This is a genomic window from Agarivorans sp. DSG3-1 (genome assembly GCF_046774965.1).
Lineage (GTDB): Bacteria > Pseudomonadota > Gammaproteobacteria > Enterobacterales > Celerinatantimonadaceae > Agarivorans.
On record NZ_CP177241.1, the window covers coordinates 3,119,068 to 3,144,097 of the forward strand.

At 44.1% G+C, this 25,030-nt stretch carries 21 protein-coding genes; 17 read left to right on the forward strand and 4 right to left on the reverse strand.

The features are described from left to right. The first annotated feature begins 5 nt into the window (after positions 1-5). The 5 genes from ACLD71_RS14520 to ACLD71_RS14540 are packed head-to-tail and all read left to right on the forward strand — an operon-like array spanning position 6 to position 8,331. Positions 6-2,144: an SLBB domain-containing protein gene (locus ACLD71_RS14520; RefSeq protein WP_411991136.1), complete on the forward strand. Its 2,139-nt coding sequence runs from the start codon at positions 6-8 to the stop codon at positions 2,142-2,144. Next, positions 2,141-2,839 (forward strand): hypothetical protein, encoded by a 699-nt coding sequence (locus ACLD71_RS14525; protein ID WP_411991137.1) that lies wholly within the window; start codon positions 2,141-2,143, stop codon positions 2,837-2,839. Before ACLD71_RS14520 ends, ACLD71_RS14525 begins: the two co-directional genes overlap by 4 nt. A gap of 1 nt (position 2,840) precedes the next feature. After that, positions 2,841-3,782, forward strand: coding sequence for a phosphate/phosphite/phosphonate ABC transporter substrate-binding protein (locus ACLD71_RS14530; protein WP_411991138.1), 942 nt, complete (start codon positions 2,841-2,843; stop codon positions 3,780-3,782). A 31-nt stretch (positions 3,783-3,813) separates the two neighbouring features. After that, positions 3,814-6,891 carry a PAS domain S-box protein gene (locus ACLD71_RS14535; protein WP_411991139.1) on the forward strand — a complete coding sequence of 1,026 codons (3,078 nt, stop codon included), beginning with the start codon at positions 3,814-3,816 and terminating at the stop codon, positions 6,889-6,891. 9 nt (positions 6,892-6,900) lie between these two features. Further along, the gene (locus ACLD71_RS14540; RefSeq protein WP_411991140.1) at positions 6,901-8,331 is read left to right on the forward strand and encodes a sigma-54-dependent transcriptional regulator; all 1,431 of its coding nucleotides are present in this window, start codon (positions 6,901-6,903) and stop codon (positions 8,329-8,331) included. 289 nt (positions 8,332-8,620) lie between these two features. Here ACLD71_RS14540 and ACLD71_RS14545 read toward each other — a convergent pair whose 3' ends face one another. Then, complete coding sequence (locus ACLD71_RS14545; RefSeq protein WP_411991141.1) at positions 8,621-9,601, reverse strand: integron integrase; 981 nt, start codon at positions 9,599-9,601, stop codon at positions 8,621-8,623. 299 nt (positions 9,602-9,900) lie between these two features. Between ACLD71_RS14545 and ACLD71_RS14550 the strand changes: the two genes are divergently transcribed. Both ACLD71_RS14550 and ACLD71_RS14555 read left to right on the forward strand, forming a co-directional pair. Then, entirely contained in the window at positions 9,901-10,401 is a 501-nt protein-coding gene (locus tag ACLD71_RS14550) for a hypothetical protein (RefSeq protein ID WP_411991142.1), read from the forward strand. A 452-nt stretch (positions 10,402-10,853) separates the two neighbouring features. Then, a complete protein-coding gene (locus ACLD71_RS14555) occupies positions 10,854-11,387 on the forward strand; it encodes a hypothetical protein (protein ID WP_411991143.1) in 534 nt (177 codons plus the stop codon). Between the two features lie 399 nt (positions 11,388-11,786). On the opposite strand, the gene ACLD71_RS14560 is transcribed toward ACLD71_RS14555, so the two are convergent. Next, on the reverse strand, positions 11,787-12,941 hold the full coding sequence (locus ACLD71_RS14560) for an IS110 family transposase (RefSeq protein WP_411991144.1): 1,155 nt from the start codon (positions 12,939-12,941) through the stop codon (positions 11,787-11,789). 114 nt (positions 12,942-13,055) lie between these two features. Here ACLD71_RS14560 and ACLD71_RS14565 point away from each other — a divergent pair, with 114 nt between their 5' ends. The 6 genes from ACLD71_RS14565 (at position 13,056) to ACLD71_RS14590 (ending at position 18,427) form a co-directional block, all read left to right on the forward strand. Then, positions 13,056-13,400: a hypothetical protein gene (locus ACLD71_RS14565; protein WP_411991145.1), complete on the forward strand. Its 345-nt coding sequence runs from the start codon at positions 13,056-13,058 to the stop codon at positions 13,398-13,400. Positions 13,401-13,508: 108 nt separating this feature from the next. Further along, entirely contained in the window at positions 13,509-13,745 is a 237-nt protein-coding gene (locus ACLD71_RS14570) for a hypothetical protein (protein WP_411991146.1), read from the forward strand. A gap of 128 nt (positions 13,746-13,873) precedes the next feature. Further along, on the forward strand, positions 13,874-14,287 hold the full coding sequence (locus tag ACLD71_RS14575; RefSeq protein ID WP_137673108.1) for a GFA family protein: 414 nt from the start codon (positions 13,874-13,876) through the stop codon (positions 14,285-14,287). 407 nt (positions 14,288-14,694) lie between these two features. Then, entirely contained in the window at positions 14,695-16,809 is a 2,115-nt protein-coding gene (locus tag ACLD71_RS14580; RefSeq protein ID WP_411991147.1) for an LruC domain-containing protein, read from the forward strand. 7 nt (positions 16,810-16,816) lie between these two features. After that, positions 16,817-17,359 carry a hypothetical protein gene (locus tag ACLD71_RS14585; RefSeq protein WP_137673106.1) on the forward strand — a complete coding sequence of 181 codons (543 nt, stop codon included), beginning with the start codon at positions 16,817-16,819 and terminating at the stop codon, positions 17,357-17,359. Positions 17,360-17,371: 12 nt separating this feature from the next. Then, positions 17,372-18,427 carry a glycosyltransferase family 4 protein gene (locus tag ACLD71_RS14590; RefSeq protein WP_411991148.1) on the forward strand — a complete coding sequence of 352 codons (1,056 nt, stop codon included), beginning with the start codon at positions 17,372-17,374 and terminating at the stop codon, positions 18,425-18,427. 93 nt (positions 18,428-18,520) lie between these two features. Here ACLD71_RS14590 and ACLD71_RS14595 read toward each other — a convergent pair whose 3' ends face one another. Both ACLD71_RS14595 and ACLD71_RS14600 read right to left on the reverse strand, forming a co-directional pair. Further along, the gene (locus ACLD71_RS14595; protein WP_154675871.1) at positions 18,521-18,697 is read right to left on the reverse strand and encodes a hypothetical protein; all 177 of its coding nucleotides are present in this window, start codon (positions 18,695-18,697) and stop codon (positions 18,521-18,523) included. A 360-nt stretch (positions 18,698-19,057) separates the two neighbouring features. Then, positions 19,058-20,002 carry a glycosyltransferase family 2 protein gene (locus ACLD71_RS14600; protein ID WP_411991149.1) on the reverse strand — a complete coding sequence of 315 codons (945 nt, stop codon included), beginning with the start codon at positions 20,000-20,002 and terminating at the stop codon, positions 19,058-19,060. 70 nt (positions 20,003-20,072) lie between these two features. Between ACLD71_RS14600 and ACLD71_RS14605 the strand changes: the two genes are divergently transcribed. The 4 genes from ACLD71_RS14605 to ACLD71_RS14620 all read left to right on the forward strand — a co-directional run bounded on the left by ACLD71_RS14605 (position 20,073) and on the right by ACLD71_RS14620 (position 25,015). Beyond that, positions 20,073-21,470 carry an O-antigen ligase family protein gene (locus tag ACLD71_RS14605; RefSeq protein ID WP_411991150.1) on the forward strand — a complete coding sequence of 466 codons (1,398 nt, stop codon included), beginning with the start codon at positions 20,073-20,075 and terminating at the stop codon, positions 21,468-21,470. Between the two features lie 149 nt (positions 21,471-21,619). Continuing rightward, entirely contained in the window at positions 21,620-22,624 is a 1,005-nt protein-coding gene (locus ACLD71_RS14610; protein WP_411991151.1) for a glycosyltransferase family 2 protein, read from the forward strand. Beyond that, entirely contained in the window at positions 22,624-23,589 is a 966-nt protein-coding gene (locus ACLD71_RS14615) for a glycosyltransferase family 2 protein (RefSeq protein WP_137673101.1), read from the forward strand. The genes ACLD71_RS14610 and ACLD71_RS14615 overlap by 1 nt, the downstream gene beginning before the upstream one ends. After that, a complete protein-coding gene (locus ACLD71_RS14620) occupies positions 23,576-25,015 on the forward strand; it encodes a lipopolysaccharide biosynthesis protein (RefSeq protein ID WP_411991152.1) in 1,440 nt (479 codons plus the stop codon). Before ACLD71_RS14615 ends, ACLD71_RS14620 begins: the two co-directional genes overlap by 14 nt. Positions 25,016-25,030 lie beyond the last annotated feature (15 nt).

Genomic DNA, 25,030 nt, shown 5'->3' on the forward strand with positions numbered 1-25,030 from the left:
CGCTCATGAATACTTCAAAAGTATGTAAAGGCATTGTGGCGGCATGGATGATTCTAGGTTTTGTTATGAGCATTGTGTTTAGTGCCAATGCATTAGCGGCTAGCCCTCAAGTACAGGCGGGTGACGTGGTACGCATTATTCTTCCTGGTGAAGCCTCGCTCGATAAAAGCTTTGAGGTAGACCGAAATGGCCGATTAATTCTGCCAGAAGTGGGTCCAATCATGGTATCGGGCTTTACCGAGCAGCAAATGCAAGAAAAGATTAAGCGTGAGTTATCTAAAGCTTATCGTGATTTAGCCGGTTTGCGTGTGTTACTCGAAGAGCGTCGTATCCGCATTAGTGTATTAGGTTTTGTTGGCCAGCCAGGCGAAGTGGTGTTAGCCGAAGGTGCTGGCATTCAAATGGCGATTCAAGCCGCTGGTGGTTTACGTTCTGGCGCGCAGTTAGACCGCATGCAACTGCGCCGCGACAGCTTTGAGCAAGCCAAAATATTTAACTACAAGCGTTACTTAGATTCTGGCGATTTGAGTGTATTGCCTGAGCTGGAATCTTTAGATGTATTGTTTGTGCCTGCATCGCCAAAAATTGGCAATGTCGCGGTGGATTTTGACCCTAAAACGCTTAACGACAAAGGCGACGCAGCAGAAGATCGTACCGCAGTTAAAGTATTTGGTGAGGTATATAACCCAGGCAGTTTTTCATATAAAGAATCAGCCTCGTTAGTGGATATGTTAATGCGTGCTGGTGGGGTGACTCGTTATGCCAGTGTGGAGCAAATTCGCGTCATCATTAATGGTGAGCCAAAGCTGTTTAACTTAAAGCGCTACTTAGATACTGGTGACAGCAACTTGCTGCCACAGTTAAGCGCCGGCACTACCGTGTTTGTGCCTAAGCAAGAAGAAGAGATTAAAGCCGGTGCAAATACGGTGTATGTAATGGGTGAAGTATTTAAGCCTGGTGCGTACGAGGGTAACAAGTCAGCTGGATTTTTAGATGTATTAGCTAACTCTGGCGGCCCAACGCGCTTTGCTGAAACCCGCCAAATTAGAGTGATTCGCAGCAACGGAACGGTTGAGCGTTTTGACTTGCAATCGTTCACCGAAGGGCGCACAGCCCAGCTGCCAAAAATCACACCTGGTGATGCGATATTTATTCCTGAGAAAACCGACTTAAATGAAAAGTCGTGGACCAAGGTATCACCAAACCGTGCAGTAAAAGTAATGGGTGAAGTAAACCGCCCAGGCCGCTTTGAGTGGGCCAACGAAATGAACTTAATGGACCTATTAGCGCATGCTGGCGGGCCTAAACCTAATGCCGATATGGCTAAAATCACGGTGTTGTTTAGCGATGCTAACGGCAATACACGCTCGGTTAACTTTGATTTAAATGCTTACCTAGCGGGTAAGATTAGCAATAAGCGTTTACCTCAGATTGTGGCGGGTACCACCATTATGGTGCCGCAGTTGCCAGATGACCCAAGTGACAATAAATCACAATGGGTGCGCCAAGCCAGCGAAGATTCAATCTACGTATTTGGTCAAGTGGTTGCCCCTGGTCGCTACCGTTTTGACCCAAGCATGCACTTTCTGGATATTCTTGCAGCGGCCGATGGCCCGTCGGAAAAAGCCGACATTAGCAATGTGCGAATTAGTCACCGCAACGGTAAACACTCACAAGTATCAAAGCTAGATTTAGCGATGTACTTCGAAACAGGTGATGAGTCTTTGCTACCAAACGTAGTACCGGGCGACTCAATCTACATTCCTGAAAAAGACCGCAACTGGTTGTCTGAAAAGAAAGAACGCACCGTGCGGGTATTGGGCTCGGTAAACAAACCTGGTCGCTACCGCTTTAACGATGATATGACCTTGTTGGACTTATTAGCCGAAGCGGGTGGTGTAGATAACGATGGTTTCCCTGAGAAAATCACCGTAGTAAACCTGTCTTGCTGTAAAGACCAAGCGCGTACCTTCAACCTATTAGAGTTTTCTAAAACCGGTGACTTTGGCATGTTGCCAGTGATTAGAGCCGGCGACACTGTTTACATTCCATCACGTGAAGAAAGTGGTTGGCACAAAGCTCGCCAGGGCATGGAAGATGTATTCCGTATTGTTACCATTAGCGCATTGTTGGGGTTCCTATGATTAATTTACCGTCAACTTATCAAGAGTTGGAGCGCATATATCAGCGCATACCGATTCAACAAAACACCTGTATTGGGGTGAGCTCAAGTCAACCAGAGGAAGGGGTTTCCACCTTGGTAGATGCCATTGCAAGGCGCGCAGCCGGAGCTGGGCGTAGCGTATTAGTGGTTGATTTTAACTTGCACCATCCCCGTCACTTTGACCAACCCGTGTTTGATTTAGGCTGGGACAGAGGCAAGGTACAAGGAATGATTAAAGACCCACAATCGGGCATTGATTACTTGCCAGTACCCTTAGACAAAGTATCGCTGTTGTCGTTAAAAGAACCAGGAGTGATTGAGCAATGGACAGAGCAGTGGAAACAAAGTTACCAGTTGGTGCTGATTGATACTTCAGCAGTTAACCAAAACAACTGTGGCAACGTATCAGCGCAACGCGCTCTTGCGGGTTGTGATGCCAGCATTATGACCATGATGGCTGGAGTGACTTCTCGCCCGGCGTTTGAAGCGGCCATTGCAGACCTACGAACCGAAGACATTCGTTTACTCGGAGTTGTGATGAACGATCGCTTTAATCCCAGCCTGCAATCTGAGTTAGTGAGAGAAACCTCACGAATTACCATTTTCTTTCCTCGTTTCCAGCGTGTGCTGCAAAGAATTCTTGTTAACTCTCAATTACTTTCGATAAGGGTATGATATGTTTTTTATATTACAAACCAACAATGGAACATCAGCCACATTGAGTAAGCAGAAACCAGATATAGCGTTTCTCGAGATTAAGAGTAAACAGTACAAAGCAAAGCGAAAAATGCAGATTAAAGTCACCGTGTTGTTAGTGGCTATTTTGCTGGTGATCTTGGCGATTATTAGCAGCAGTGCTGAAGCAAAAAGCTATACCTTTGGCATAGTGCCACAGCAATCGGCTACCCGTTTAGCACTGCAGTGGAGCCCCGTGTTAGATGCGGTTAGCGACACCAGTGGTTATCAAGTGGAGTTTAAAACCGCCCCCAGTATTCCTGAGTTTGAGAAGCGTTTAGCCAACGGCGAATATGACTTTGCCTACATGAATCCTTTTCATTACCAAGTGTTTTCTGCTTCGCCAGGATATAAAGCTTTTGCTAAAACTAAAGACAAAAAGCTAAATGGTATTATAGTGGTAAGGACTGATAGTGATATCAATATCACCGATGTTCAACAATTGAATGGTAAAACCTTAGTCTTTCCGGCTCCACGGGCTTTTGCAGCGAGTGTAGTCACTCGAGGATACTTAGAGCAACAGGGTGTTGAGTTTGTACCCAAGTATGTTGGTTCGCATGACTCGGTATATCGCGCGGTAGCGGCAGGCTTGTATCCAGCTGGTGGCGGAATACCGCGCACTTTTGCTAATGGTGACGCAGATGTCACCGACCAATTGAAAATACTGTGGGAGTCGCCAGATTATACACCTCATGCCATTGCTGCCCACCCAGAGGTGCCAGCAGAGGTGGTTAAAAAAATTCAGCAAGCTTTGGTTGAAATGGAGAATAAACCTGAGCAGCAAGCCTTATTGGATGGCCTTAAAATGAAAGGTTTTGTGGTCGCCAAAGACAAAGATTGGGACGATGTGCGCCAGCTCAGTATAGGTGATACACATCATTAACTAGCCTTAATGACAAGCATGGAAAGGCGCGATGAATCTAAGCTTTAAAGCGAAAACCGTTCTCGGCGTGGCCCTAATAGAAGCCGTATTATTAGGGGTATTGGTTTATAGCAGCATTGGATGGCTGTACGATTCAAATGAGTTACAAGTGGAACAGCATGGCAGAATGATGTCGTCGCTGTTTGCGTCTACCACTAAAAATGCCATTATCACCACCGACTTAGCCACACTTGATAGCCTAACTGAAGAATTTTCCTCGCAAAAAGATGTCGCCTATGTGGTGATTACAGACCAGAACAAACGCTTATTGTCTAAAGGTGGAATCGAACCACATCAGCATCCTTCGGTTGATCCCAATCTTGGTGACCATGAACACAAGATATTTGTTAATGAAAGTGATGTTGTTATCGGCAACAAACTCTATGGTCACATTCAAATTGGCATTTATGATCATGGCCTACACGGCTTAATTTCTGAAGCGAGTTCCTTTGGCGTAAGCATTGCGCTGTTAGAAATTAGCTTAGTGGCTTTGTTTTCGTTTTTGCTTGGCACTTACCTTACCCGCCAACTCGGTGGCCTGCGCGATGCTGCTAAAACCATTACCCAAATTGGACCGGGCATTCAGCTTGATGTGAAGGGTAAAGATGAGATCTCAGAAGTCTCGCGAGCCTTTAACAAAATGTCTGCTGCGTTGGAGCAATCACATTTAGAGTTTAAACAGGCCATAGAGGTACAAGAAAAATTAGCCTTAGAGCTAGAGCAAAACCAGTCGATATTAAAAGCAACCATTAGCTCGGCCATGGACGCGGTAATTACCACCGATCGCCATGGTTATGTGCTGGAGTTTAGCCAAAGTGCCGAGCGTATTTTTGGTTTTACTCACGATGAAGTGGTGGGCAAAGAACTGGCGAGCTTTATTGTGCCCGAGGCCTTTCGGGATGCTCACCGCAATGGCATGAAACACTTCAGAGAAACCGGCGAAGCCCCGGTGCTTAATCAACGTTTAGAGTTACCTGCATTGCATAAAGATGGCCGAGAGTTTCTCTCAGAGCTCACCATTAGCTCGGTTGAAGTGGGCGATGACACAATATTTACCGCGTTTATGCGAGATATCTCCGATAGAAAACGCACCGAGCAAGAGTTGCAGTTAGCCGCTGAAGCCTTTGACGCCAACGAAGCCATTTTTATCACTAATCAACACGCAGAAATTGTTCGAGTGAACCACGCTTTTAGCCGAATCACTGGCTATTCAGAAGAAGAAGCCATTGGCCAAACACCATCTATTTTAAGCTCCGGTGAGCATGATCAAGCCTTTTTCAACAACATGTGGTTGCATCTCAAACAGCAGGGCGAGTGGTCGGGTGAAATCGTAAATCTTCGTAAAAATGGTGAGCGACTGCCTGAGTGGTTAAGCATTTCTTCGGTTCAAGACAGCGAAGGCGAGGTGACGCATTACGTTGCGCACTTTACCGATTTAAGCGAGCAGAAAGCCGTTGAGCAATCCTTAGAGCGCGCCAGGCAAGACGCCGAAGCGGCCAGTTTAGCCAAGAGCCGTTTCCTTGCCAGTATGAGCCATGAAATTCGTACCCCGCTAAATGCCATTATTAATATGAATCAAATCCTTAAAGACACAGACTTAAGCTTAGAGCAGCAAGGCTTTGTTGATACCGGCAACGAAGCAGGCCATACCTTAATGGCCTTGGTAAACAACGTATTGGATTTTTCAAAAATTGAAGCCGGTCAGTTAGAGTTTAACAATGAGTGGTTTTCTGCAGCGGAGACCTTAAAAAGTATTGTTAGGCTATTTAATACCACCGCTCAGCAAAAAGCCTTGAAATTTGAATTGCAGATAGACGATGACATTTTCCCCGAGTACTTTGGTGAGCCGCTGCGCTTTAGGCAAATTGTATTTAATTTAATGGGCAACGCGATTAAATTTACTTCTGAGGGTGGGGTAACGTTGGCTCTAAAACCTATCCAGCCTTATGGCATGGAGCTAAAAGTAAAAGATACTGGTATAGGCATTGAGAAAGAAGATAAAGAACGTTTGTTTGAAGAGTTTTTCCAAGTAGAAAGCGGTGTCACTAAACGATACTCCGGCACCGGCTTAGGGTTGGCGATTACCCGTCAGTTAGTGGAGAAAATGGGGGGCGAAGTTGAAGTAGAGAGTGAAGTTGGCCGCGGCACAACCTTTACTGTTCGTTTGCCATTTAGAGGGCGACACGCGCCTACTATTCAACTAGACGATGCACTGGAGCAGAAAGAGCCTAATCCCGAATTAGCCAAACATGCGCGCATTTTATTGGTGGAAGATAGCGCCATGAATCGCGCTGTGGTGACTCAAGTGCTTAAAGACTTTATTAAAGAATTGAGCAGCGCTGAAAACGGCCAAATAGCCGTAGAAATGTGTCAGCATAATCATTACGACATTATCTTAATGGACATGGCCATGCCGGTGATGGATGGATTGGCTGCCACTAGAAAGATACGAGAAGCTGAGGGCCTTAATCAGCAAACGCCAATATTAGCCATGACCGCCAATGCCTTTGCCGAAGACAAACAAGCTTGTTTTGCAGCAGGTATGAATGATTTTATCACTAAGCCTATCGATATCCCCTTGCTTAGAGCTAAACTAGTGCAATGGTATAAGGAAAAAACACCAACACTAACCGTTTTTGAAGCTCCTTTAGTCAGTCATACGCTTGATCAAGTTGACGTTGATACAGAAGTAGCAAACGATGAACCCGAACAAGATCTTAGCTTACTGCTTAACCGACAAGTGCTTGAGCAGTTGGTAAAAGACGCAGGTTTAGACGCACTGCCAGTAATGCTTTCGTTGCTTTACCAAGAAACTGAGGCTCAATTGGCCACCATTACACTGGCTCATCAGCAGCAAGAGTTTGATGATGTGGCCTTAGCTGCCCACACCATGAAGGGGAATGTGGCAACATTTGGTGGCGAGCGCTTACGTAAGTTAGCGTTGGCTATTGAGGTAGCAGGTAAAGCTTCCGACATATCAGCGTTAGATGAACATGTGCCAACATTGGCGAACACCGTAGAACAAACGCTTACTGCAATTAAGCAGTATGAAAAAACAGTTATTGCCTAGGGAGATGCTATGGGAACTGAGCTTAAAGCCTCGGTATTGTTAGTAGAAGATAGCGAAACATTGGCTGCCACTTATCAAGCGTATCTTAGTAAAGAAAACCTTAAACTAGAGCGCGTAGCTACCGGCAGCGCAGCAATAGACTTCTTATCAAAACAATCGCCTCAGGTCATGTTACTTGATTTAAACCTACCCGATATGGGCGGTATGCAAGTGTTAGAGTGGATGGTTGAGCGCAGCTTACCGACCTCGGTGATTATTATTACCGCCTATGGTTCTGTGGATGTAGCGGTTGATTCAATGCGTTTAGGGGTGGTGGATTTTATAGAAAAACCCTTTGATGCCAGCCGCCTAAAAGTGACTGTGAACAATGCCGTTAACCTGCACAAACTAAAATCGTTAGTAGAAGACTACCAAGCCGATGCGGGGCGCGACAGCTTCCATGGCTTTATTGGTGGCAGCTTAAGCATGCAAAATGTGTATCGTATGATTGAAGCAGTAGCGCCCAGCAAAGCCACAGTGTTTATTACCGGAGAGAGTGGAACAGGTAAAGAAGTGTGTGCAGAGGCAATCCATAAACAAGGCGGCAGAGCCGACAAACCTTTTATTGCTATAAATTGTGGCGCCATTCCAAAAGACTTAATGGAAAGTGAAATATTTGGCCATGTAAAAGGTGCCTTTACCGGAGCATCATCCATGCGTTCTGGCGCGGCTTCGCAAGCTCATGGAGGCACCTTGTTCCTTGATGAAATTGGTGAAATGGACATGGACTTACAAACAAAGCTACTGCGCTTTGTGCAAACGGGGCGATTTCAAAAAGTAGGAGGCAGCCAAGAAGAGCAAGTTGATGTGCGTTTTTTGTGTGCCACTAACCGAGACCCATGGGAAGAAGTGCAAGCAGGGCGTTTTAGAGAAGACTTATACTACCGTTTGTACGTTGTGCCTATTCACCTACCACCACTGCGTGAACGTGGCTTAGATGTACCGGGCATTGCTCAAAAATTTCTGCGCCGTTATGCCAAAGAAGAGGGCAAACAATTCCGCCGTTTTTCTAGCCTAACTGCTACGGTAATGAGTAATTACGATTGGCCGGGCAATGTTCGCCAATTGCAAAATGTAATCCGCAATATTTGCGTTTTGCATGACGGTAAAGAGGTGTTAGCTAGCCAGCTTCCACCACCTATTAACACCCTAGTGCCTGAAGGAGCGATTGGTAAAGATGGTCGCCATCAGGAAGAAGTAGAGGCGGCTGAAATTAGCGCAAATGTAGTGGGTGGCAGCCAATACCAAATTCAACCTTTGTGGATCACCGAGAAAGAAGCCATTGAACATGCGATTGATCACTGCGATGGCAATATTCCAAAAGCCGCCGAGCTATTAGATGTAAGCCCTTCAACCATTTACCGCAAAAAACAATCATGGGAAGAGGCTGAGGCTATTTAGTTCACTTATTGCTTGCTGGTGATAAAAGCCCTGTTCGCAGGGCTTAGCGCCGGTAAACAATAAAGTTTGAGTATGCACAATAAGCTTGAATATTATTGCTTTAAAGAAACTGTTGGGCATTTGTGGTCTGTCTCATTTCAGCCCCAAAACATGTTGAGTTTTCTTACGACCATCTCTCCCATGAATGAGCGTTCCCGATTAAAACTAATGGCTTTGTTTTTGATTTACGAACCAAGTTTAATCGCCAACTAGAATGCATAATCGCTTTGAAGCGCTTTAAATAAATCATCTATTTTGCAGCTTGAACTAAGCACTCTAAAGGGCTTTTGACGCCCGTGGTATGACGACCGATAACATGTGTGTAAATTTCGGTTGTTGTTACATCTTGATGGCCAAGTAATTCTTGTATAGTTCTTAAATCAGTCCCTTGTTCTAAAAGGTGGGTGGCAAAGCTATGCCTAAAGGTATGACAACTTGCAGGCTTATTTATTCCAGCATTACGCACGGCTTTGGTGACAGCTTTCTGGAGCACACTATGGTGAATATGATGACGCTTGAGCTCACCTGTTCTAGCATCGATACACAGGCGAGTAGAAGGAAACAAAAACTGCCAAGAAAACGATCGTTGAGAATGTGGATACTTACGGGCTAACGCGTAAGGCATTGTTGCTCCGCCATAATGTAGACTCATATCGTGGGTAAAAACACTTTTGCTCAGGAGAATGTTATCGCGAAGCGTTGGGATCAAGTTAGGGGGTAATAGAGTCACGCGATCTTTATTACCTTTGCCTTGCCGTACGGTAATTGTATTTTGATCAAAATCTAAGTCCTTAATCCGTAATCTCAAACATTCACTGAGTCTTAATCCCGAACCGTATAGCAGTGAAGCCATGATCTGATAGTCCGCCGGTAAATTCGCAATTACCTGGCTCACTTCTCCTCGAGTAAAAACCACGGGAATGTTGACTCTTTTTTTCGCGCGTTTAGCCTGAATTCCAATCATTTCGATACGCAGTACTTTGTTATAGAGAAACATTAAGGCATTAAACGCGATGTTTTGAGTCGCTGGAGCAACTTGTCTATCGACCGCTAGGTGAGTGAGAAATCGCTCAATGTCAGCAGCTCCGAGTTTTTCCGGGTGTTGTTTGTGATTAAAATACAAAAAACGTTTTATCCAATGCCAATAGGTTTGCTCGGTGCGAATACTGTAATGGTGCTGATAAATCGTATTTCTAAATCGCTGCTGGAGCCGCAGTGGTGTGTTTGACATGTTGCGCACTTTTTAGCTGTATATTTATACAGTATTTGTAGTTTCATTTGCGTCTTTTGTCAAAGTAATCAATGATAGAAATGGATTGACGATTGATTGATTCCGAGTAAAAAACTAAGGTAGACAATGAGTTAATATCAAATCAAGAATTGATGAGCGAATGTGATTAAGATCATATTTTTTGTGATAGGCCGCGCGCTCATTGAATGGGATAGGTCGCACGTGCGGCCTACTTAGCGTTATATTTTTCTGGGGGATATGTGATATCCAAGTTAAAGTTGTTTTTTATCTGTACTTTAATGTTGATTGTTATTTTCAGTTTAATCAGCTTTATACATGTTCCTTATATACAAAGTGAACTAATTGAAAATATTGCATATTATGTAGTTTTACCAATTACCCTTGTGCCTATTTTAATATTGTTTGCTAAAGAGCAAGAAGAAGAGCTATTTAAGGTGGCTTTGGTTGGGTTGCTATTAGCAAGTGCTTTTATTACTTGGTTTAGTTTATATGCAATGGCTTGGCCTACATTTTGGTGGGCAAGTATTGAAAGTAATAATCTAGCAATTATTGGTAGTAATGTGAGCAATAGCAAGGGTGGTTATAACTACGATCTTCACCTGTCTAAATATGGAAACGACAAAAAACACGTTATTAGTACCACAGAGGACATTTACAACATATATAAAGAAAGGTGTGATAATTTCAATATGGTTCCAGTACAATCCAAAGAGTGGTGGGCTGGGAGTGTAGTCACTGATGAGACAATAAAAAAAGCTATCTTTAATTATTGCAGTTAAAAATATAACAAGGCACTTAAACGGAACTAAAACAGTGGGTTAGGTTTCGCTTCGCTACACATTATAACCCACTATTTTAGTCCGCTTAGTGCGGCGTTAGTAGGCCTTCATAGAGTGCGAATTTGGTTTACGTTATGCGTTTAAAATTCACTTTAAACTGAATCATGTGTAGTTTTTGTCGTTGCTTTGGTGTTTGTATTTATTTGTAATATCGAGTTGTGCGGAGTCTACGCAAAATTAATAGAATCGCTCGTCACATTGCGTCGCTAATCACCTGTTTTTAATATAACTATTTCAGTAATATCATGAAAGTGGTCTCAATTTGAGGCGTCAGTGTTGAATGGCCTACTAACAAGGGCATTCAAGTGGAAAAATAACAGTTGGCCATCGCTTCGCGATTATACGCCAACCATTATTTTCCACTTAATAGCAGCGTTAGGCTACTGGAGAATATGGTGTTAAATCTGATAATTTCGTTTTTACTATTATCGTTGTCCATTTCAGTTGTTGCCAACGAAGATAAATCAGAAGCACAGCTCACTATTGAGGTTTTGGATGCTTTTTGTATCCAAAATCAAACTGACTTTAGTAACATTACATTAATGGCTAAATCTTCAGGTGGTAAAGTATTACCTAATGAAATGGCAGATCCTGTAATGAGAGAGTTAGGTGGTAGTACTGTATATATTCCTTATCAAGGACGTAACTACCTAATAGCCTACGCTAATGGTGGTGGTTGCTCTGTTGGAACAAAATTCATTGATGAAGTTAACTTGAAAAACTTATTAAATAAGCATTTCACTCTATCGTTACTAGATACCCAACGCTCATTATCACAGGCAAATGAAATATTTGAGGTCAAGTCATCGGGTTTACTATTAGGTGCTATTTTTTCAATAACATACTCACTTGCAGATACTGGTTACAAAGACGGTTCTATATCTTTTATACCTGCAAATACAGTTAATAAGGCTACTGGCAATTAACGTAGCCTAACAAGAAAATTAAGCGGGACTGCTAACAGTTGGCTCGGTTTCGCTCCGCTTCACATTTTAGCCAACTATTAATCAGCCCCTTATTTGGGCGTTGGTATGACTCCCCATGTCAAGTTGAGCGCCTAAACCCCTAGCTCGTGTGAACCATTGCTCTTTGCCTAAAGGGCGAGTTAATGCATGAGCTTGAAGCAAGTAAGTTCGTCGGTTCTCATGCTGATATCCGTAGATTACCCAAACAGCGGGCAGCGCTAACCTTACTTATTCCGTCGTGGCACCTGTCTTCAGTCTATGCTCGTGGGTCAATTACTTTTCGATAACTGCCATCCTAACGCCGTCGGTGGTTGTGCCACAGCCGATGCTTAAGCTCATACATCAACTCTATTTTTGTCATTATGCGGGGACCCTAGCTAAACGATGTTTGGGGTTAACATTAATTAATACCACTTGTTTTGCTATGGCCCAGATATAGGCAATCATTTCACGTGCAATGGCGGTGACCACCACATTGTAATGTTTGCCTTTGTGCATTAAACGCTGATAACGACGGCATAAACGTAGTTGTGCTTGCCACGCCTTATCAACAACTGTTTTGGGTAAGCCCTCCTGCCTTAGCTGTAAATCTGTAGAGATGTTTGCGGGATAACGGTAGCTATGGGCCCCTTCAATAAGTAAACGCCTTGCTCTGCCATTACCACATTTGGTGATGGCGCCTATATGCCGTTTCCCTCCGCTAGAGTGCTCACTGGGCACTAAGCCTAAATAACTCATGAGCTTACGTGGGTGGTCAAAGCGGCGTATATCACCGAGCTCTGCTATCAAGCCAGTAGCCACCAATAATCGAACACCACGCATGGCTTGTACGGCTTTCACTACTGGGTAATAACGCCATGCTTGTACCTGATGCGCTAATTCATTATCAAGACGCTTTAGGCGAGCAATACGTTCATTAATGGTGTGTAAGTATTCTTGTAGCGCAATTTGTTGTGCTGGGTGGGGGAGCACTAACTCGGTGAGCCAGCGTAGGTGCTTAGCCGACCAATTGGCAGTGCCCGCATAGTTAATGTTATTACGTAGTAGCAAGGCTTTTAACTGATACTTGGCATCCTTTAAGTCTTTCATAGCGGTCTCACGCGCACGCGATAAATCCCGTACGGCTTCATCCTCAGGCTCTGGGACGTAAATAGGTGTTAGGTCTTCGGTTTTTAGCAGCTTGGCAAGTTTGAGTGCATCACGCTTATCGGTTTTTATCTTATCGCCTGGCTTTTTAGGGATAAGTGACGGGGCGACCACATAGCAACAATGGCCAAGGCTGGTGAGCAGGCGGTATATCCAGTAACCGCAAGGCCCCGCTTCATAGACAAAGTGTAAGGTGGCTCTTGGGTATTTAGAGTGAAGCTGTTTGGCCAGTTTAACAATGGCGGCTTTAGCGCTAGATATTCTGCCGAAGTGAACCGCTTGCGCCCCGCGTTGGTCTTCAATATAGGCGACTTCAACAAACTCTTTGTGAGTATCTAGGCCAATAAAAAGTATGTTATGTTTATTCATGCTGATCTCCAATCTAGTTTATTATCATTAACTATTATGGCTCTGGCTTTCAGCTAACCCACGAAGTTGGAGATCAGCACCTTCTTGGGGAGTCATTATGTCTAAATGTAATCAATGAATAAGATCGTAGATATAGTCAATTTAAGGTTGTTTTTAAATTCAGTGGCCTTGCTATGCTTCAGTACTTTGCTTACGTGGGGCGCGACGGTATATGCAGTAGCTGAATATATAGGTAAAACGGGAAGCAGCGTGAACGATCATGGTGGCTATACCAATATCGCGTATACAACAATCGATGCAACCGTAATTGTATTTGCTATTGGCCTGTTTTTAATCGCTGGCCTGCTTACGGGCTTCGTTGCTATATTTGCAAAAACAATTAAACAAACTCCCTATTTGCAGGTTTTCTGGGGGTTGTTAATAGTGCTAGGTGTGGTTGTTGCTAAAATCCTAGCGTAAAACATTTAACAAAGCGCTCTACCAACAGCAGCAAGCTGCTTGGACTCAAAAAAGCTGCGCTTTTTCTCGCCGGTAAGCGCGGCGTTAAATTTTCACAGGAGGTGAACTATGAAATCATGGATCATTATTTTGGCCGGTTTGTGGTCAACATGGCACTTCATGGACATTGAGTCTGATAGTGGGTTTTTCAGTGTGCTTCTTCCAATCATATTTGGTCTTTTTGTTCTTGCCTTAGTAATAAAACTTACTGGAGTTTCCGGTAAAAGTGGTGGCGGTTATTGCGGCGGTGGCTTTGGTGGTGGAGACTCAGGCGGCGACTCGGGTGGTTGTGGCGGTGGTGATTAACGCTACACGATTTAACAATCGTTTCTAGCGGAACAAATAGCGCCGCTTAGCAGCTAAATACAATTGTCTGCTAAAGGTGGCGTCAGCGACTATTATAGTTCACACACATTGTAAAGATTGAGGGATTTATGAAAGGTAAAGGAACGTGTCTATGTGGTTCGGTTAAGTTGGAAGTAGAGTACGTCAGTAACGAATTGGCCGCTTGTCATTGTAGTATGTGCAGAAATTGGTCTGGCGGCCCAATGTTAGCTATTGATTGTGCTGATTCAGTTAAAATATCAGGTGAATCAAACGTTGTTAGGTATCAGTCATCGGATTGGGCTGAAAGAGGTTTCTGCGGTAAATGTGGTACTCACTTGTTTTACTATTTAGTGCCAAGTAACCAGTATCACCTTCCTGTTGGGTTATTGATATCAGAGGATGATTACACGCTAACTCATCAAATATTCATTGATGAAAAGCCCGAATACTACGAATTTAAAAATGAAACACAAAATATGACGGGTGCGGAAGTTTTTGCCCACTTTGAAAGTGGAGAGTAAATGGCTAATTGGGCGTTAACCCCGCCTATTCAATGCTTCCGTTAATCTTAATCCCTTTTGAATAAGAGAATGCGCTAACGCATTTCTGTACCGAAACGCGTTTGAAATGACCAGTATTTATTGTCTTCCGGCACTTTGTTGTTTTACTTAAAGGCTATTGCCAATAACGCTTACTCGTCAAAACAAAGCAAGCAAATTCAAGTGGTAGCAGCAAGCGCTTGCAGAAATTTGTTCGATAACTTTTCCGTTTAATATTTTAACGTATCGTCTGTTGCAAGATGCAAAAGGCTTTAGTTTTTCTTTTATTTACCTCATTTAATTTCTTACTAATCATATTGTTACAAGTTTGGCTCGGCTCTTGCTGATAAGCAGTATCTGACCTAAATCAGTAAACGATAGGATTACTTATGAAACCATGGAAACCTTTAGCTTTTGCCTTACTCTGCTCACCCTTGAGTAGTTATGGTGCAGCATTTTCTAGTTGCCCTACACAGGCATTTCTCGTGCAACAGAACGTGGCGCAATTGTATGGCGTTAATCTCGCCACTGGCTATTACCAAACGCTATCTGAAGACATGGGAACCACCGGTAAACTCAATGCCATTGGCTTTAATCTGCATGACGATTATTTGTATGCTTGGAGTTACCAGCACAAGACGCTGGCGCGAATTGGCGACGACTACCAAGTAGAGCCTTTAGCGCTGAATTGGAATGGCTTTGCTAGCGATGTGAGCTTTTATGTTGGTGATGTGGCTGTAGAGAGCAATGCCCATTACCTTTACCGCAGCGGTTCGGCATATGGCTTGTTTAGAGTGTCGTTAGACTCAGCAGATGCAGATTATTTAAGCATGCAACGTGTGATTGATGGCAGTGCGCTTAATCTTAGAATTTTTGATATGGCGTTTCACCCTGATAACGGCATGCTTTATAGCGTAGATAACCAAGGGCGTTTATGGCGAATTAACCCAGAAACTGGCGCCAGCGAGAACCTTGCCAATGTTGGCCAAGTAGGTACGTTTGGTGCGGTGTATTTTGATGTGAGCGGTCATTTGTACATTAGCCGTAATTCAGACGGTTTAGTGTTCCAAATTGATATTGCGTCTAACTCTCCTGAGGCTCAGCTTTATGCTCAAGGACCTGCATCAAGCAATAATGACGGCGCACGTTGTGCTATTGCTCCTATAGTAGCCGCCGATGATGCCAATATTGACTTTGGTGATGCACCAGACAGCTTTGGCACTTCATTAATTAACAATGGTGCTCGCCACCAGTTAGTTGATGGGGGGATTCAGCTTGGTTCAAATGTTGATGGTGAAGCAGATGCTTATGTTTACCCTGCTAGTGATGATAGCTCACGCTTATTTGATGATGAAGATGGGATCGCATTTGTTACCGATGTGCAAGTAGGTTTGGACTCTGTTATTCAAGTGGACAGCTCGGCGAATGGCTTTTTAAGTGCTTGGTTCGACCTTAATGGCAATGGCACTTTTGATAACGAGGAGCAGTTGCTTACCGACCAAGCAGTGGTGGAAGGAGTGCAATCACTATTAGTATCGGTGCCCGAAGGCTACGAAAGTGGCGACCGTTGGGCGAGGTTCAGAATCAGCTCTGGCGGCGGAAACGCTGCTACAGGTGGTGCGCCAGACGGTGAGGTAGAAGATTATCAAATCTATGTGGGCGACTCTGCTACGCAAGTGAGTTACTACCCAAGTGCTGATGGTTATGCCACGGTAGCGTTTGAAGATAACTGGCCGGCTGCCGGTGATTACGACTTAAATGATTTAGTGGTTAATCTGCAAACCAAGGTACTGAGCTTTGCTAACGGCCATGTAGCCCGCATTGAGCTGCAAGGTGAAGTACGTGCAGTAGGTGCCAGCTTCCATAATGGTTTTGCTATACGCATACCGGGGATTGATAAGTCACTAGTTGATGTTGCCGCCATTCGTTATGAGATAAACGGTGAATTATTACAAGCCAGTGTATTGGACGAGAATACTAACGATATTACCGCCATTATTGCCGCTGACGTACGTGAATACATTAACAATCAAAATCAATGTGACTTTTATAAAACCCAAGCTGATTGTAGAGGGGCCGGGCAATTGCACTTTAAAGTGTTACTACCGATGCATGAGGGCTTAGCTAAAAATGCTTTACCGAGTGCGCCGTTCGACCCATTCATTTATGCCACAGAGCATTCTCGTAACCCTTATTTTGCCAGCTCGCCAGGGCGTGGTTTAGAGATTCATAGTAAAAATCAAAGCCCAAGTTCTGCTGTAGATAGCAGTTTATGGGGAAGCTTTGATGATGTATCAAATCCCTCTGCCAGCAGCTACTACCAAACAGGTAACGGCTTACCGTGGGCGATTATTGTGCCGTACAACTGGCAGTATCCATTCGAGCGTATCAGCGTGGCTGATGCTTATCCAAAATTCCTAGAGTACGCCCAAAGCGAAGGCCAACAAAGCAGTGATTGGTATCTGCTTGAAAATGCCCGCGGCGAACTTATTTATCAAGATTAGGAGCAAGATGATGACTCAGTTAATTAAGCTAAAACAGTGTGTAAGCAATAGCCTATTGGTATTAAGCGTTAGCGTATTGGTGGCCTGTGGTGGCGGAGGCGGGGGTGGAGAGAGCGCGACAGTTGTTGATACCACAGAGCCTAGCCCTGAGCCGGTAACAACAACGCCAACCGAGCCTACTACGCCAGAACCAAGCCCAGAGCCAGTGGCAACGAGCTTAGAAGAAGTACAAGTAGCAGAAAGTTTTACGTTTAGTAACCAGCAAGATGTGGCGGTAAATGTCTCTTACCCCTATCAAGAAAGTGAGCGTGCTTACTTAAACATTTGCACTCAATGGAAGGATCTTGCTAATAACAGTGTTGAATACAGCTCTTGTGTATGGCGTGGTCAAATTAGCCAAGCACAAATGGCAATCAACTTTACATTGCCTGCACATGCTTCAACCTTAGTTGCCGAAGTGTGGCAGCTATCTTCGGGCAATGTAACACGTATTCATCAAGAGCTAAGTATTGATGAGCTTAGTGCTGCTACACCTACGTTTAGTTTTTAATAGGTGACCACTATGCAAGCCTATATCACCAGCATCACTAAGCCTCGACAGGATGCTGTTTGGCTGTTTATCGACAGCCAAACAGTGGGGGGCATTGAGTCTCATGTGGCTAATTTAGCCATTGCGCTACACCAGCGAGGTCATAAGGTGTCGGTGGTGTTTTGGCGAGATTACGCCCAAACACACCCGATGTTGCAGCAGCTTAATCAGCAAAAAGTACCTTGGCTGATTTTAGATGGCAGCGTTGGCAGCTTATTGCATGCGGTGAACGACTTGTTACCTAGTGTGATACATAGCCATGGCTATAAAGCGGGTTTAATCAGCCGTATGTTACGACTCATCAAACCCATTAAGCTGGTCTCTAGCTTTCATGCTGGCGAAGTGAGCAAAGGGCGCTTAGCCTGGTATGACTGTATCGATCGTTATTCTGCGGGTCTGTCTCATGTAAGAATCGCAATAAGTGAAGACATTGCGAACCGTTTAGCGGCTAGCTCAGAGATCATCAATAACTTTGTTGAAGTGCCAAACCAAGTGCCTGCAATCGATAGCCAAGATAAACCCACCATAGGATTTGTTGGTCGTTTAACCCACGTTAAGGGGCCTGATCGTTTCTACCAGTTAGCGAAAGCCTTACCGCAGTTTAACTTTGTTGTGTTTGGCGAAGGTGAGCTTAAGCCCAGTAAATCATATGCTTTGCTGGAAAACTTACAATGTCGTGGAAAGCAAAATTGTATGGACGCCTGTTGGCAGGAGATTGATTTGTTGTGTATGCCTTCGCGAAACGAGGGATTACCCTTAGCGGCACTTGAAGCGATGGGGCGGGGTATTCCGGTAATAGCGAGTGATGTTGGCGCGTTGCCTACGCTAATTTCAGATCATAAAAATGGCTTTTTGTTAGCGGGCTTTGATTTACAGCAGTGGATCTCTTCTATTGTTGAGTGGTCTGAGAATGCAGCACTAAGGCAGTGTGTAGCCATTCAAGCCAGCAAAACGGTAGAGCAGCATTATTCTGCGCAAGCGGTACTGCCGCAATTTGAAAATATTTACCAATGTTTAAGTGATGCGTAGCAGGCGGTTGAGCTGAAGAGTATTGCCTTATAGTGGCTTAAATCATGTAAAAAAGCAGTGAATTCATCACTGCTTTTTTGTTTATGCTCGACGCTAGTTTTTCATTTTCATCTTGCAATCATCTATCACCGCTTTTGTGATAGGGCCACGAGACTGCTCGCTTTTAAGTACCTTAGTACAATCGAAATCTTGATTGAAAACGTAAATACCGACTGCTTGAGCAGAGCCCGCTGCAAAGGCAAGCGCTAAAAATAAACTTAATACTTTCATAGTTATCCCTTTTTCAAAGACCTCTTTTTGCACAACTACCAAGAGGTAAAACCGTTAAGTAGATTGAGAGGCCAATGCGTTCATTAACGATACTGCAATGATCCATCATGCAGTGTAAGTAATGAGTTAACTTACAGTTAAATGTTAGGTTAAAGATTCAAATTTGTGAAATAAAATAAAGGTTAAGTATTAGTCTTTTCTTTTGAGGTGGGTTGGTTTACTTTTTATTTTTATTAAACATGGGGTTGAGAGGTTTGGTCGATACTAATATTTTATATTGGTGGGTTTCAATAAACGATATTTCATAACTCGCTTTACTTTTTAGTCTTTACTTAAAAAGCAAAGCGAGTCATGCATGCTTCATTTTAATAGGAGTAAGTTGCGAGCATCTGCCAAAGTTTCGATGAAGCGGCGTTTATCTGGGGATAAACTTAAGGCTTTTATTCTCATCATCATCGCTGACATTCGTTGTTTCCTCTCATTGAATAACTCTGCTTCTGCAGTGGCTATTCTGGCTTTCGCTTGGGTGAGAGCGGCAGTGGATTGGCTGCTGATGTTTGTAGCATAGCGCTGATAAATAATATGCATTGCGTTAAGTCTCTGCTGACTTTTGCTGCTTTCAGAACCATCGCGCATTAGGTATTCGCAGTCACAATAGCTACCCACAGCCACCGGCCCGGTTAAGGCGAGTTTTAACCAAAGATCCCAGTCTTCTGCAGACGGCAGTTGTTCGTCAAAACCGAAGCATGATAACAAGGCCTCTCTAGACGCTAGCACGGTTGATGTGCCCACTACGTTTTCAGCAAATAACTTACCCGCTGCATTAGTTTGGAATTGGTATGATTTTTTTTGTTGGCTAAGGTGGCGGTAGCTGGGCCAAAACTCAAAGCAGGTTCCGCGGTCTTCGCCTTGTTCGCTTACGTGGCGATAGTCGGTAAAGCTAAAGCTAAGTTCGGGGTGTTGTTGATGGTAGTCAATTTGGCGCTGTAACTTACCTTCCAGCCAAATATCGTCGGCATCTAAAAAGGCAATGAGTGGGGCATTAGCTTGTTTTATCGCAGTGTTTCGCGCATAGGCTGGCCCATTGCCGCTTAATTTTATACTGCGTAGGTGAGGGTGGCTGTGTTGATACAGTTGTAGCCATTGCCAGGTTCCGTCACTGGAATTGTCGTCGACAACAATGATCTCTAAGTTGTCTACGCGTTGTTGCTCTACGCTCGCTAAAGCTTGCTTTAAATAGTTTAAGCAGTTGTAGCTAGGAATTATCACACTACAAACGGGGCTTGGCTTAGTGGGCTTCGACATATTGGTGTCCTTGGCATTGAGGTTGCTTATGTAGCTACATAAGCACGACTTATGCCAGAGAGATAGAAAGATGAATTTAAGCCTTAAGCAACATGCAAGCATTCCCCGTAGTTACTTAGCAGTAGTGAGCGCTTTGTTAGCGGTAGCCTTAATTAGCTTAGTGTGGCTTAAGGTCCCTAACTTACTGATTCCAATGGCTTTAGGGGTTATTCCTTTGTGTGTTGTGGTTGTATTTAAGCTGCCTTTTTGGGTTGTGTTAGGCTTTGTTTGCTTCTCATTTTTTCGTATTCACGAGGCTTTTCCGGCACTGTATGTATTACGAATTCCGCAGCTTTTGGCGCTAGGTTCGCTAGCCTGTTTAGCTTGGCATTTGTTTATCTCTCGCAAATTGCAAATCTTCTGGAGTAGAGAGTTAAGCTGGTTAATGGCTTTTTTTATTTTGTGTGCAATTGGGGTTGTTTTTGCAAGTAGCAGACCCGTAGCCATGGCTTACTTTAATGGTGTATTTAGTAAAATTGGTTTAATGACGGTAGCTATTGCATGGTTAATGCGTAAGCCGGAAGACTTTAGTAAAGCTGCAATCGCCTTTTTTATCTGCGGTTTAATGATTGCCATTGTGGCCTTGCAAAATGCTGCTGCTGGCAGGGAGATGGTAGAGGGGACTCGCGTTACTATTGGTCGATCTATGGGATCGGTACTGGGAGATCCTAATGACTTAGCCTTAACCTTATTGTTTCCTTTAGGTTTTGCCTTAGCATTTAGTTTGCAGCGAGGATCTTGGTTTATTCGGCTGTTAGCCGTTTGCAGTACCATTGCGATTATTGCGGCTATGTTAGCCACTCAGAGTCGCGGCGGATTGCTCGGCATTGCTACCATTAGCGCGGTATTGGCGTGGCGACGGGTTGAAAACAAAACCTTACTAATCAGTATTGGCGCCTTAGCTCTACCCATTTTGTTTGTGCTAGCCGGGGTGTCAGAGCGCAGCTCGGGTGGTGCCGGCGAAAGCGGTATTGACGAATCTTCAATGGGGCGTATTTATGCCTGGCAAGCGGCATTTAAAATGGCCCTGTATAACCCCTTAACCGGGGTAGGTTTAGATAATTTTTATGCCAATTACTATTTCTTTTCATCGCATTGGGATGGAAAAAACCATGCTGTTCATAGCACATGGTTTGGGGTATTGGCTGAAACAGGTTTTTTAGGGTTTACGGTCTTCTGCATCTTAGTATTTAAGGTGTGTCGCTTGGCTCATGGGAACCTGCATTTGTTAGCCAAACAGCAAGCCAATGCTAATCTAGGTTTGCTTGCATGCGCAGAAGGGGTGTTTGCTGGCTTACTCGGCACCATTGTATCTGGCACCTTTTTAACTCAAGGCTTTACTTGGCCAGTGTATATTTTTACCGCCTTAGTGGTGGCTATTGCTCAACTACTTCGTCAACCATTGCAGAATGCAAAACCCGCCATTTAGTGTAAATGTAATTTGCTATTTCCCTCCTTATCTTACTGAAATTATTAAACTTTAAATTAGTGGTCTAGCTCTTGCTGTATTGCTGTTATAGGCGCTGCTTTATTAAGTTTAACCATTATCGGCAGCATCATAACAATGAGGGCTATCCCATGTTTAATGTGTCGATAATCGTTCCGGTATATAAATCTGAACAATACCTAGCCAGCTGCTTAGATTCGCTAGCCAAACAAACCTTAGAAAACGTAGAAGTAATAGTAGTGATAGATGCTTCTCCAGATAGCTGTGCCGCTATTGCGGGAGAGTATTGCTTAAACTACCCGGAGCGTTTTCGAAAAATTGTTTTAGAGAAAAATGTCGGTGTATCAATGGCTCGTAATATTGCCATGCAATCAGCTCAAGGTGAGTACATTGGTTTTGTAGATAGTGATGACTACGCTGAAGCCAACATGTTTGAACTGATGTTTTCCGAAGCGCTAAATAGCAACGCTGACGTAGTGAGTTGCCAAATGCGTTCATTTGAAACACATGACTCTAGTGTTGAGTATCACAACCTTCCTACTAAAGAGTATTACGACGATACCTTTGTTACCAATAAGCTATTTCGTCGAGTGTATCTGCTGTCTAAGCAAATCAATTTTTACAGCAATGTGATTTTCGAAGATGAACCTTTTGCTTACACGGCGCGTTTCGCCACCGATAATCTCGCAGAGGTGAACCAGGTTCTTTACAACTACCGTATGAGCCCCGAAGGACTATGTAGGGGTGACAATCATGGCCGATTTAACCTTTACGACAAGCAATTAATGCTGGCGCGTTTTCTAGCTGACATGGAACGCCGAGGTGCGATTGATGCTCACGCTGAAGAGTTATTGCAGTGTTTAGCTAATCACGCTTTAAGCGCACTTTACTACCACATTTCTGCGATTGATTTGGTCGGCTTCTTTAGTTTTGTTGATCATTTAGTGATTAAGTATCAACTATTAGAGCGTGCTGGTGATTGCTCGCAGGACTATAAGGTGAGTCGCTACCTTAAGTTTAGAGGCTCTGCTCCCCGCATCATTTTGCTCAGCTATTTTGTGAAGGCTCGTCAAGCAAAGCAAAAATTCTTAGACAATATTGATCTTGCCAACCTCACCGCACAGGGAGCGAAGTAATGAGTGTGATTCTTAATCGTTCGCCTAGTGTTTCAATTGTGGTGCCGGTGTTTAATACCGAACAGTATCTGTGGCAATGCCTAGAAAGCCTAGCCGAACAAAGCTTAACGTCAATTGAAGTGATTGTGGTGATTGATGCTTCGCCAGACAATGCTTATCAGCTAGCTAAACAGTTTGCCGAGCAATCAAACTTGGCGATGAGAATAGTCAACCTTACTACCAACGTAGGATTAGCTCAGGCTCGCAATATTGGAATGAGTCACGCCAAAGGGCAGTACCTTGGTTTTGTGGATAGCGACGATTACGTAGATAACCAAATGTATAGCCATTTGTTTAACCAAGCGGTTGCTAACAATGCTGATTGGGTGAGTTGTGGTTTTAGTAAGTTCTCTGCTCAAGGGGTAGAGCAATACGCACATAGCAACATAAGTGAGAATACTTCGGTATGTAACAAGTTGTTTCGTCGTAGTTTTATTCATCAACACCAAATCTGTTTCCCTGCAGGGGAATTATTTGAAGATGAAATCTTCTCTTATATGGCGGAGCTATACGCCCAAACAATATTGCATATTGAAAACCCGTACTATTTTTATCGCCATAACGCCAACGGTATTTGCCGCAAACCGGGGGCTGACAAAAGCCGTTTGTATGCGCGTATGTGCTCAATTGGCGACTTTATGCAACGCATGGAACAAAGCGAGTTATTGCCAAGTGCAGCGCCATTATGCTTAGAAATGCTTTGTCGACATGCCTATTTGCAGTTACGTACCCAGGTGAGTTGGTTTGATTTACTATGCTATTGGCGCTTCACTCAACATTTGATCGAGAAGTATCAATTAGCTCAAAGCATCGACTTGGTGAAAGACAATTATTTTGTGAGCAGCTTTAACAAGTGGCAACATCGCGAATGGGCTTTATGGCTAATTCGCCTTCGAGCGGGGAGAGCCAATTATGCTGTGGAATAAGATACGCAACGCTCGCCAATCGCTGCAAGAAATGGGTGTGTATGGGCTACTAATGGTGCTGCAAAAAGGCATGGGGCTGATGATGCTGCCTGTCACTACGCGTTATCTGAGCTTGCATGAATATGGCCTGTTAGAAAGCTTAGTTGTGGTATTTTCTCTGTGTTCATTACTAGAAATTAGCGCGGGCGCTTTGCCGCGCTTTTATCCAGAATGCAAAACGGCAGCGGCAAAAAGTAATCTTATTTCGTCTTCATTATTACTCAGCCTCACTTATGGTTTATCACTGGCTGTTTTAGCCGCTGTTAGCTTGGCAATGTTGCCTTTTGATTTGTTCTCGGCTTTACACTTTTGGCAGTTTGCTGGGGTAGCTGCGGTGATTGCTTTTTCGATTGCCCTGCAGCCTTTAATGATGTGGTTGCGAATTGAGCGCCGAGCCGATTGTTACTTCTATTTGGTTGTTTGCCAGTGCCTTACCCAAGTAGGGCTTACTTTGTGGGGGCTGCAACAAGGCTGGGCTACGGACGCCGTTATCGTCGCCAGCGTTGCAGCAAATGCCGTGGGGCTAAGTTTAGGAATTTGGTTTTGTCGGCAACAACTCAAGCTTAAACTTGATTGGGCTTTAGCTAAATTAACCATGAGTTACCAACGCTGTTTAATTGGAGCGTCGTTAGCCTTGTTTGTTATGCACGGTCTTGACCGACTGTTATTAGCTGAATGGTTGGGCGCAGAAACGCTGGCGCAATATGCCATTATGATTAAAGTGGTAGAAGCAACCGCGATGGCATTTGGCGTATTAGAAAGCTGGTGGTTACCGCGCCGATTTGCGGTATTGCAGCAAGCCAATGGCCAAGCGGAAGTGGCCTTAACTCATCAGCGTTTAATGTTGGTGATTATGTTATTGCTATTAAGCGCTGCACTATTTGCCCCCTTACTGATTAAACAAGTGCTGCCGGTAGCTTATTTGGGCGGTATAGATTGGCTGCCACTAATGCTGCTAGCGCTAGGCTTTAAATTAGCGACAGCGGTAACAGACATTGGCTGTTATTTACCTAATAGCCCAGTATGGCTACCTAGAATTAATATTGCTTCTGCACTATTGGCGGTTGTGCTTTATTACAGCTTGATTCCTACTTGGGGAGTGTGGGGCTTAATTGTTGCCTCAAACATTGTCTTTGCGTTGCGCTTTGTATTGTTCACCACCATTAGTTTGGTTCTACAACCTTTGCGCTATCGCGTATCGACTTTGCTAAGTGCTTTTGTTCCTCCCTTGTCTGTGTTGCCTGCATTGGCCTGGTTAAATCACAGCATGTGGTTACACATTCTGCCCGCTTTGGCGTTATTGTGGCTGTTGGTGTGGGCTGTTTGGATCATAAAGCCTAGCCACGATGTACCCAATGCTGCCTTGGGCACCGTTGCTAATCAGTGATTTTATTTAAGGCTG

Excerpts from the sequence above, each read along its gene's own strand:
- ACLD71_RS14520 (WP_411991136.1), top strand. The coding sequence starts at position 6 with ATGAATACTTCAAAAGTATGTAAAGGCATTGTGGCGGCATGGATGATT.
- ACLD71_RS14525 (WP_411991137.1), top strand. The coding sequence starts at position 2,141 with ATGATTAATTTACCGTCAACTTATCAAGAGTTGGAGCGCATATATCAG.
- ACLD71_RS14530 (WP_411991138.1), top strand. The coding sequence starts at position 2,841 with ATGTTTTTTATATTACAAACCAACAATGGAACATCAGCCACATTGAGT.
- ACLD71_RS14535 (WP_411991139.1), top strand. The coding sequence starts at position 3,814 with ATGAATCTAAGCTTTAAAGCGAAAACCGTTCTCGGCGTGGCCCTAATA.
- ACLD71_RS14540 (WP_411991140.1), top strand. The coding sequence starts at position 6,901 with ATGGGAACTGAGCTTAAAGCCTCGGTATTGTTAGTAGAAGATAGCGAA.
- ACLD71_RS14545 (WP_411991141.1), bottom strand. The coding sequence starts at position 9,601 with ATGTCAAACACACCACTGCGGCTCCAGCAGCGATTTAGAAATACGATT.
- ACLD71_RS14550 (WP_411991142.1), top strand. The coding sequence starts at position 9,901 with ATGTTGATTGTTATTTTCAGTTTAATCAGCTTTATACATGTTCCTTAT.
- ACLD71_RS14555 (WP_411991143.1), top strand. The coding sequence starts at position 10,854 with ATGGTGTTAAATCTGATAATTTCGTTTTTACTATTATCGTTGTCCATT.
- ACLD71_RS14560 (WP_411991144.1), bottom strand. The coding sequence starts at position 12,941 with ATGAATAAACATAACATACTTTTTATTGGCCTAGATACTCACAAAGAG.
- ACLD71_RS14565 (WP_411991145.1), top strand. The coding sequence starts at position 13,056 with ATGAATAAGATCGTAGATATAGTCAATTTAAGGTTGTTTTTAAATTCA.
- ACLD71_RS14570 (WP_411991146.1), top strand. The coding sequence starts at position 13,509 with ATGAAATCATGGATCATTATTTTGGCCGGTTTGTGGTCAACATGGCAC.
- ACLD71_RS14575 (WP_137673108.1), top strand. The coding sequence starts at position 13,874 with ATGAAAGGTAAAGGAACGTGTCTATGTGGTTCGGTTAAGTTGGAAGTA.
- ACLD71_RS14580 (WP_411991147.1), top strand. The coding sequence starts at position 14,695 with ATGAAACCATGGAAACCTTTAGCTTTTGCCTTACTCTGCTCACCCTTG.
- ACLD71_RS14585 (WP_137673106.1), top strand. The coding sequence starts at position 16,817 with ATGATGACTCAGTTAATTAAGCTAAAACAGTGTGTAAGCAATAGCCTA.
- ACLD71_RS14590 (WP_411991148.1), top strand. The coding sequence starts at position 17,372 with ATGCAAGCCTATATCACCAGCATCACTAAGCCTCGACAGGATGCTGTT.
- ACLD71_RS14595 (WP_154675871.1), bottom strand. The coding sequence starts at position 18,697 with ATGAAAGTATTAAGTTTATTTTTAGCGCTTGCCTTTGCAGCGGGCTCT.
- ACLD71_RS14600 (WP_411991149.1), bottom strand. The coding sequence starts at position 20,002 with ATGTCGAAGCCCACTAAGCCAAGCCCCGTTTGTAGTGTGATAATTCCT.
- ACLD71_RS14605 (WP_411991150.1), top strand. The coding sequence starts at position 20,073 with ATGAATTTAAGCCTTAAGCAACATGCAAGCATTCCCCGTAGTTACTTA.
- ACLD71_RS14610 (WP_411991151.1), top strand. The coding sequence starts at position 21,620 with ATGTTTAATGTGTCGATAATCGTTCCGGTATATAAATCTGAACAATAC.
- ACLD71_RS14615 (WP_137673101.1), top strand. The coding sequence starts at position 22,624 with ATGAGTGTGATTCTTAATCGTTCGCCTAGTGTTTCAATTGTGGTGCCG.
- ACLD71_RS14620 (WP_411991152.1), top strand. The coding sequence starts at position 23,576 with ATGCTGTGGAATAAGATACGCAACGCTCGCCAATCGCTGCAAGAAATG.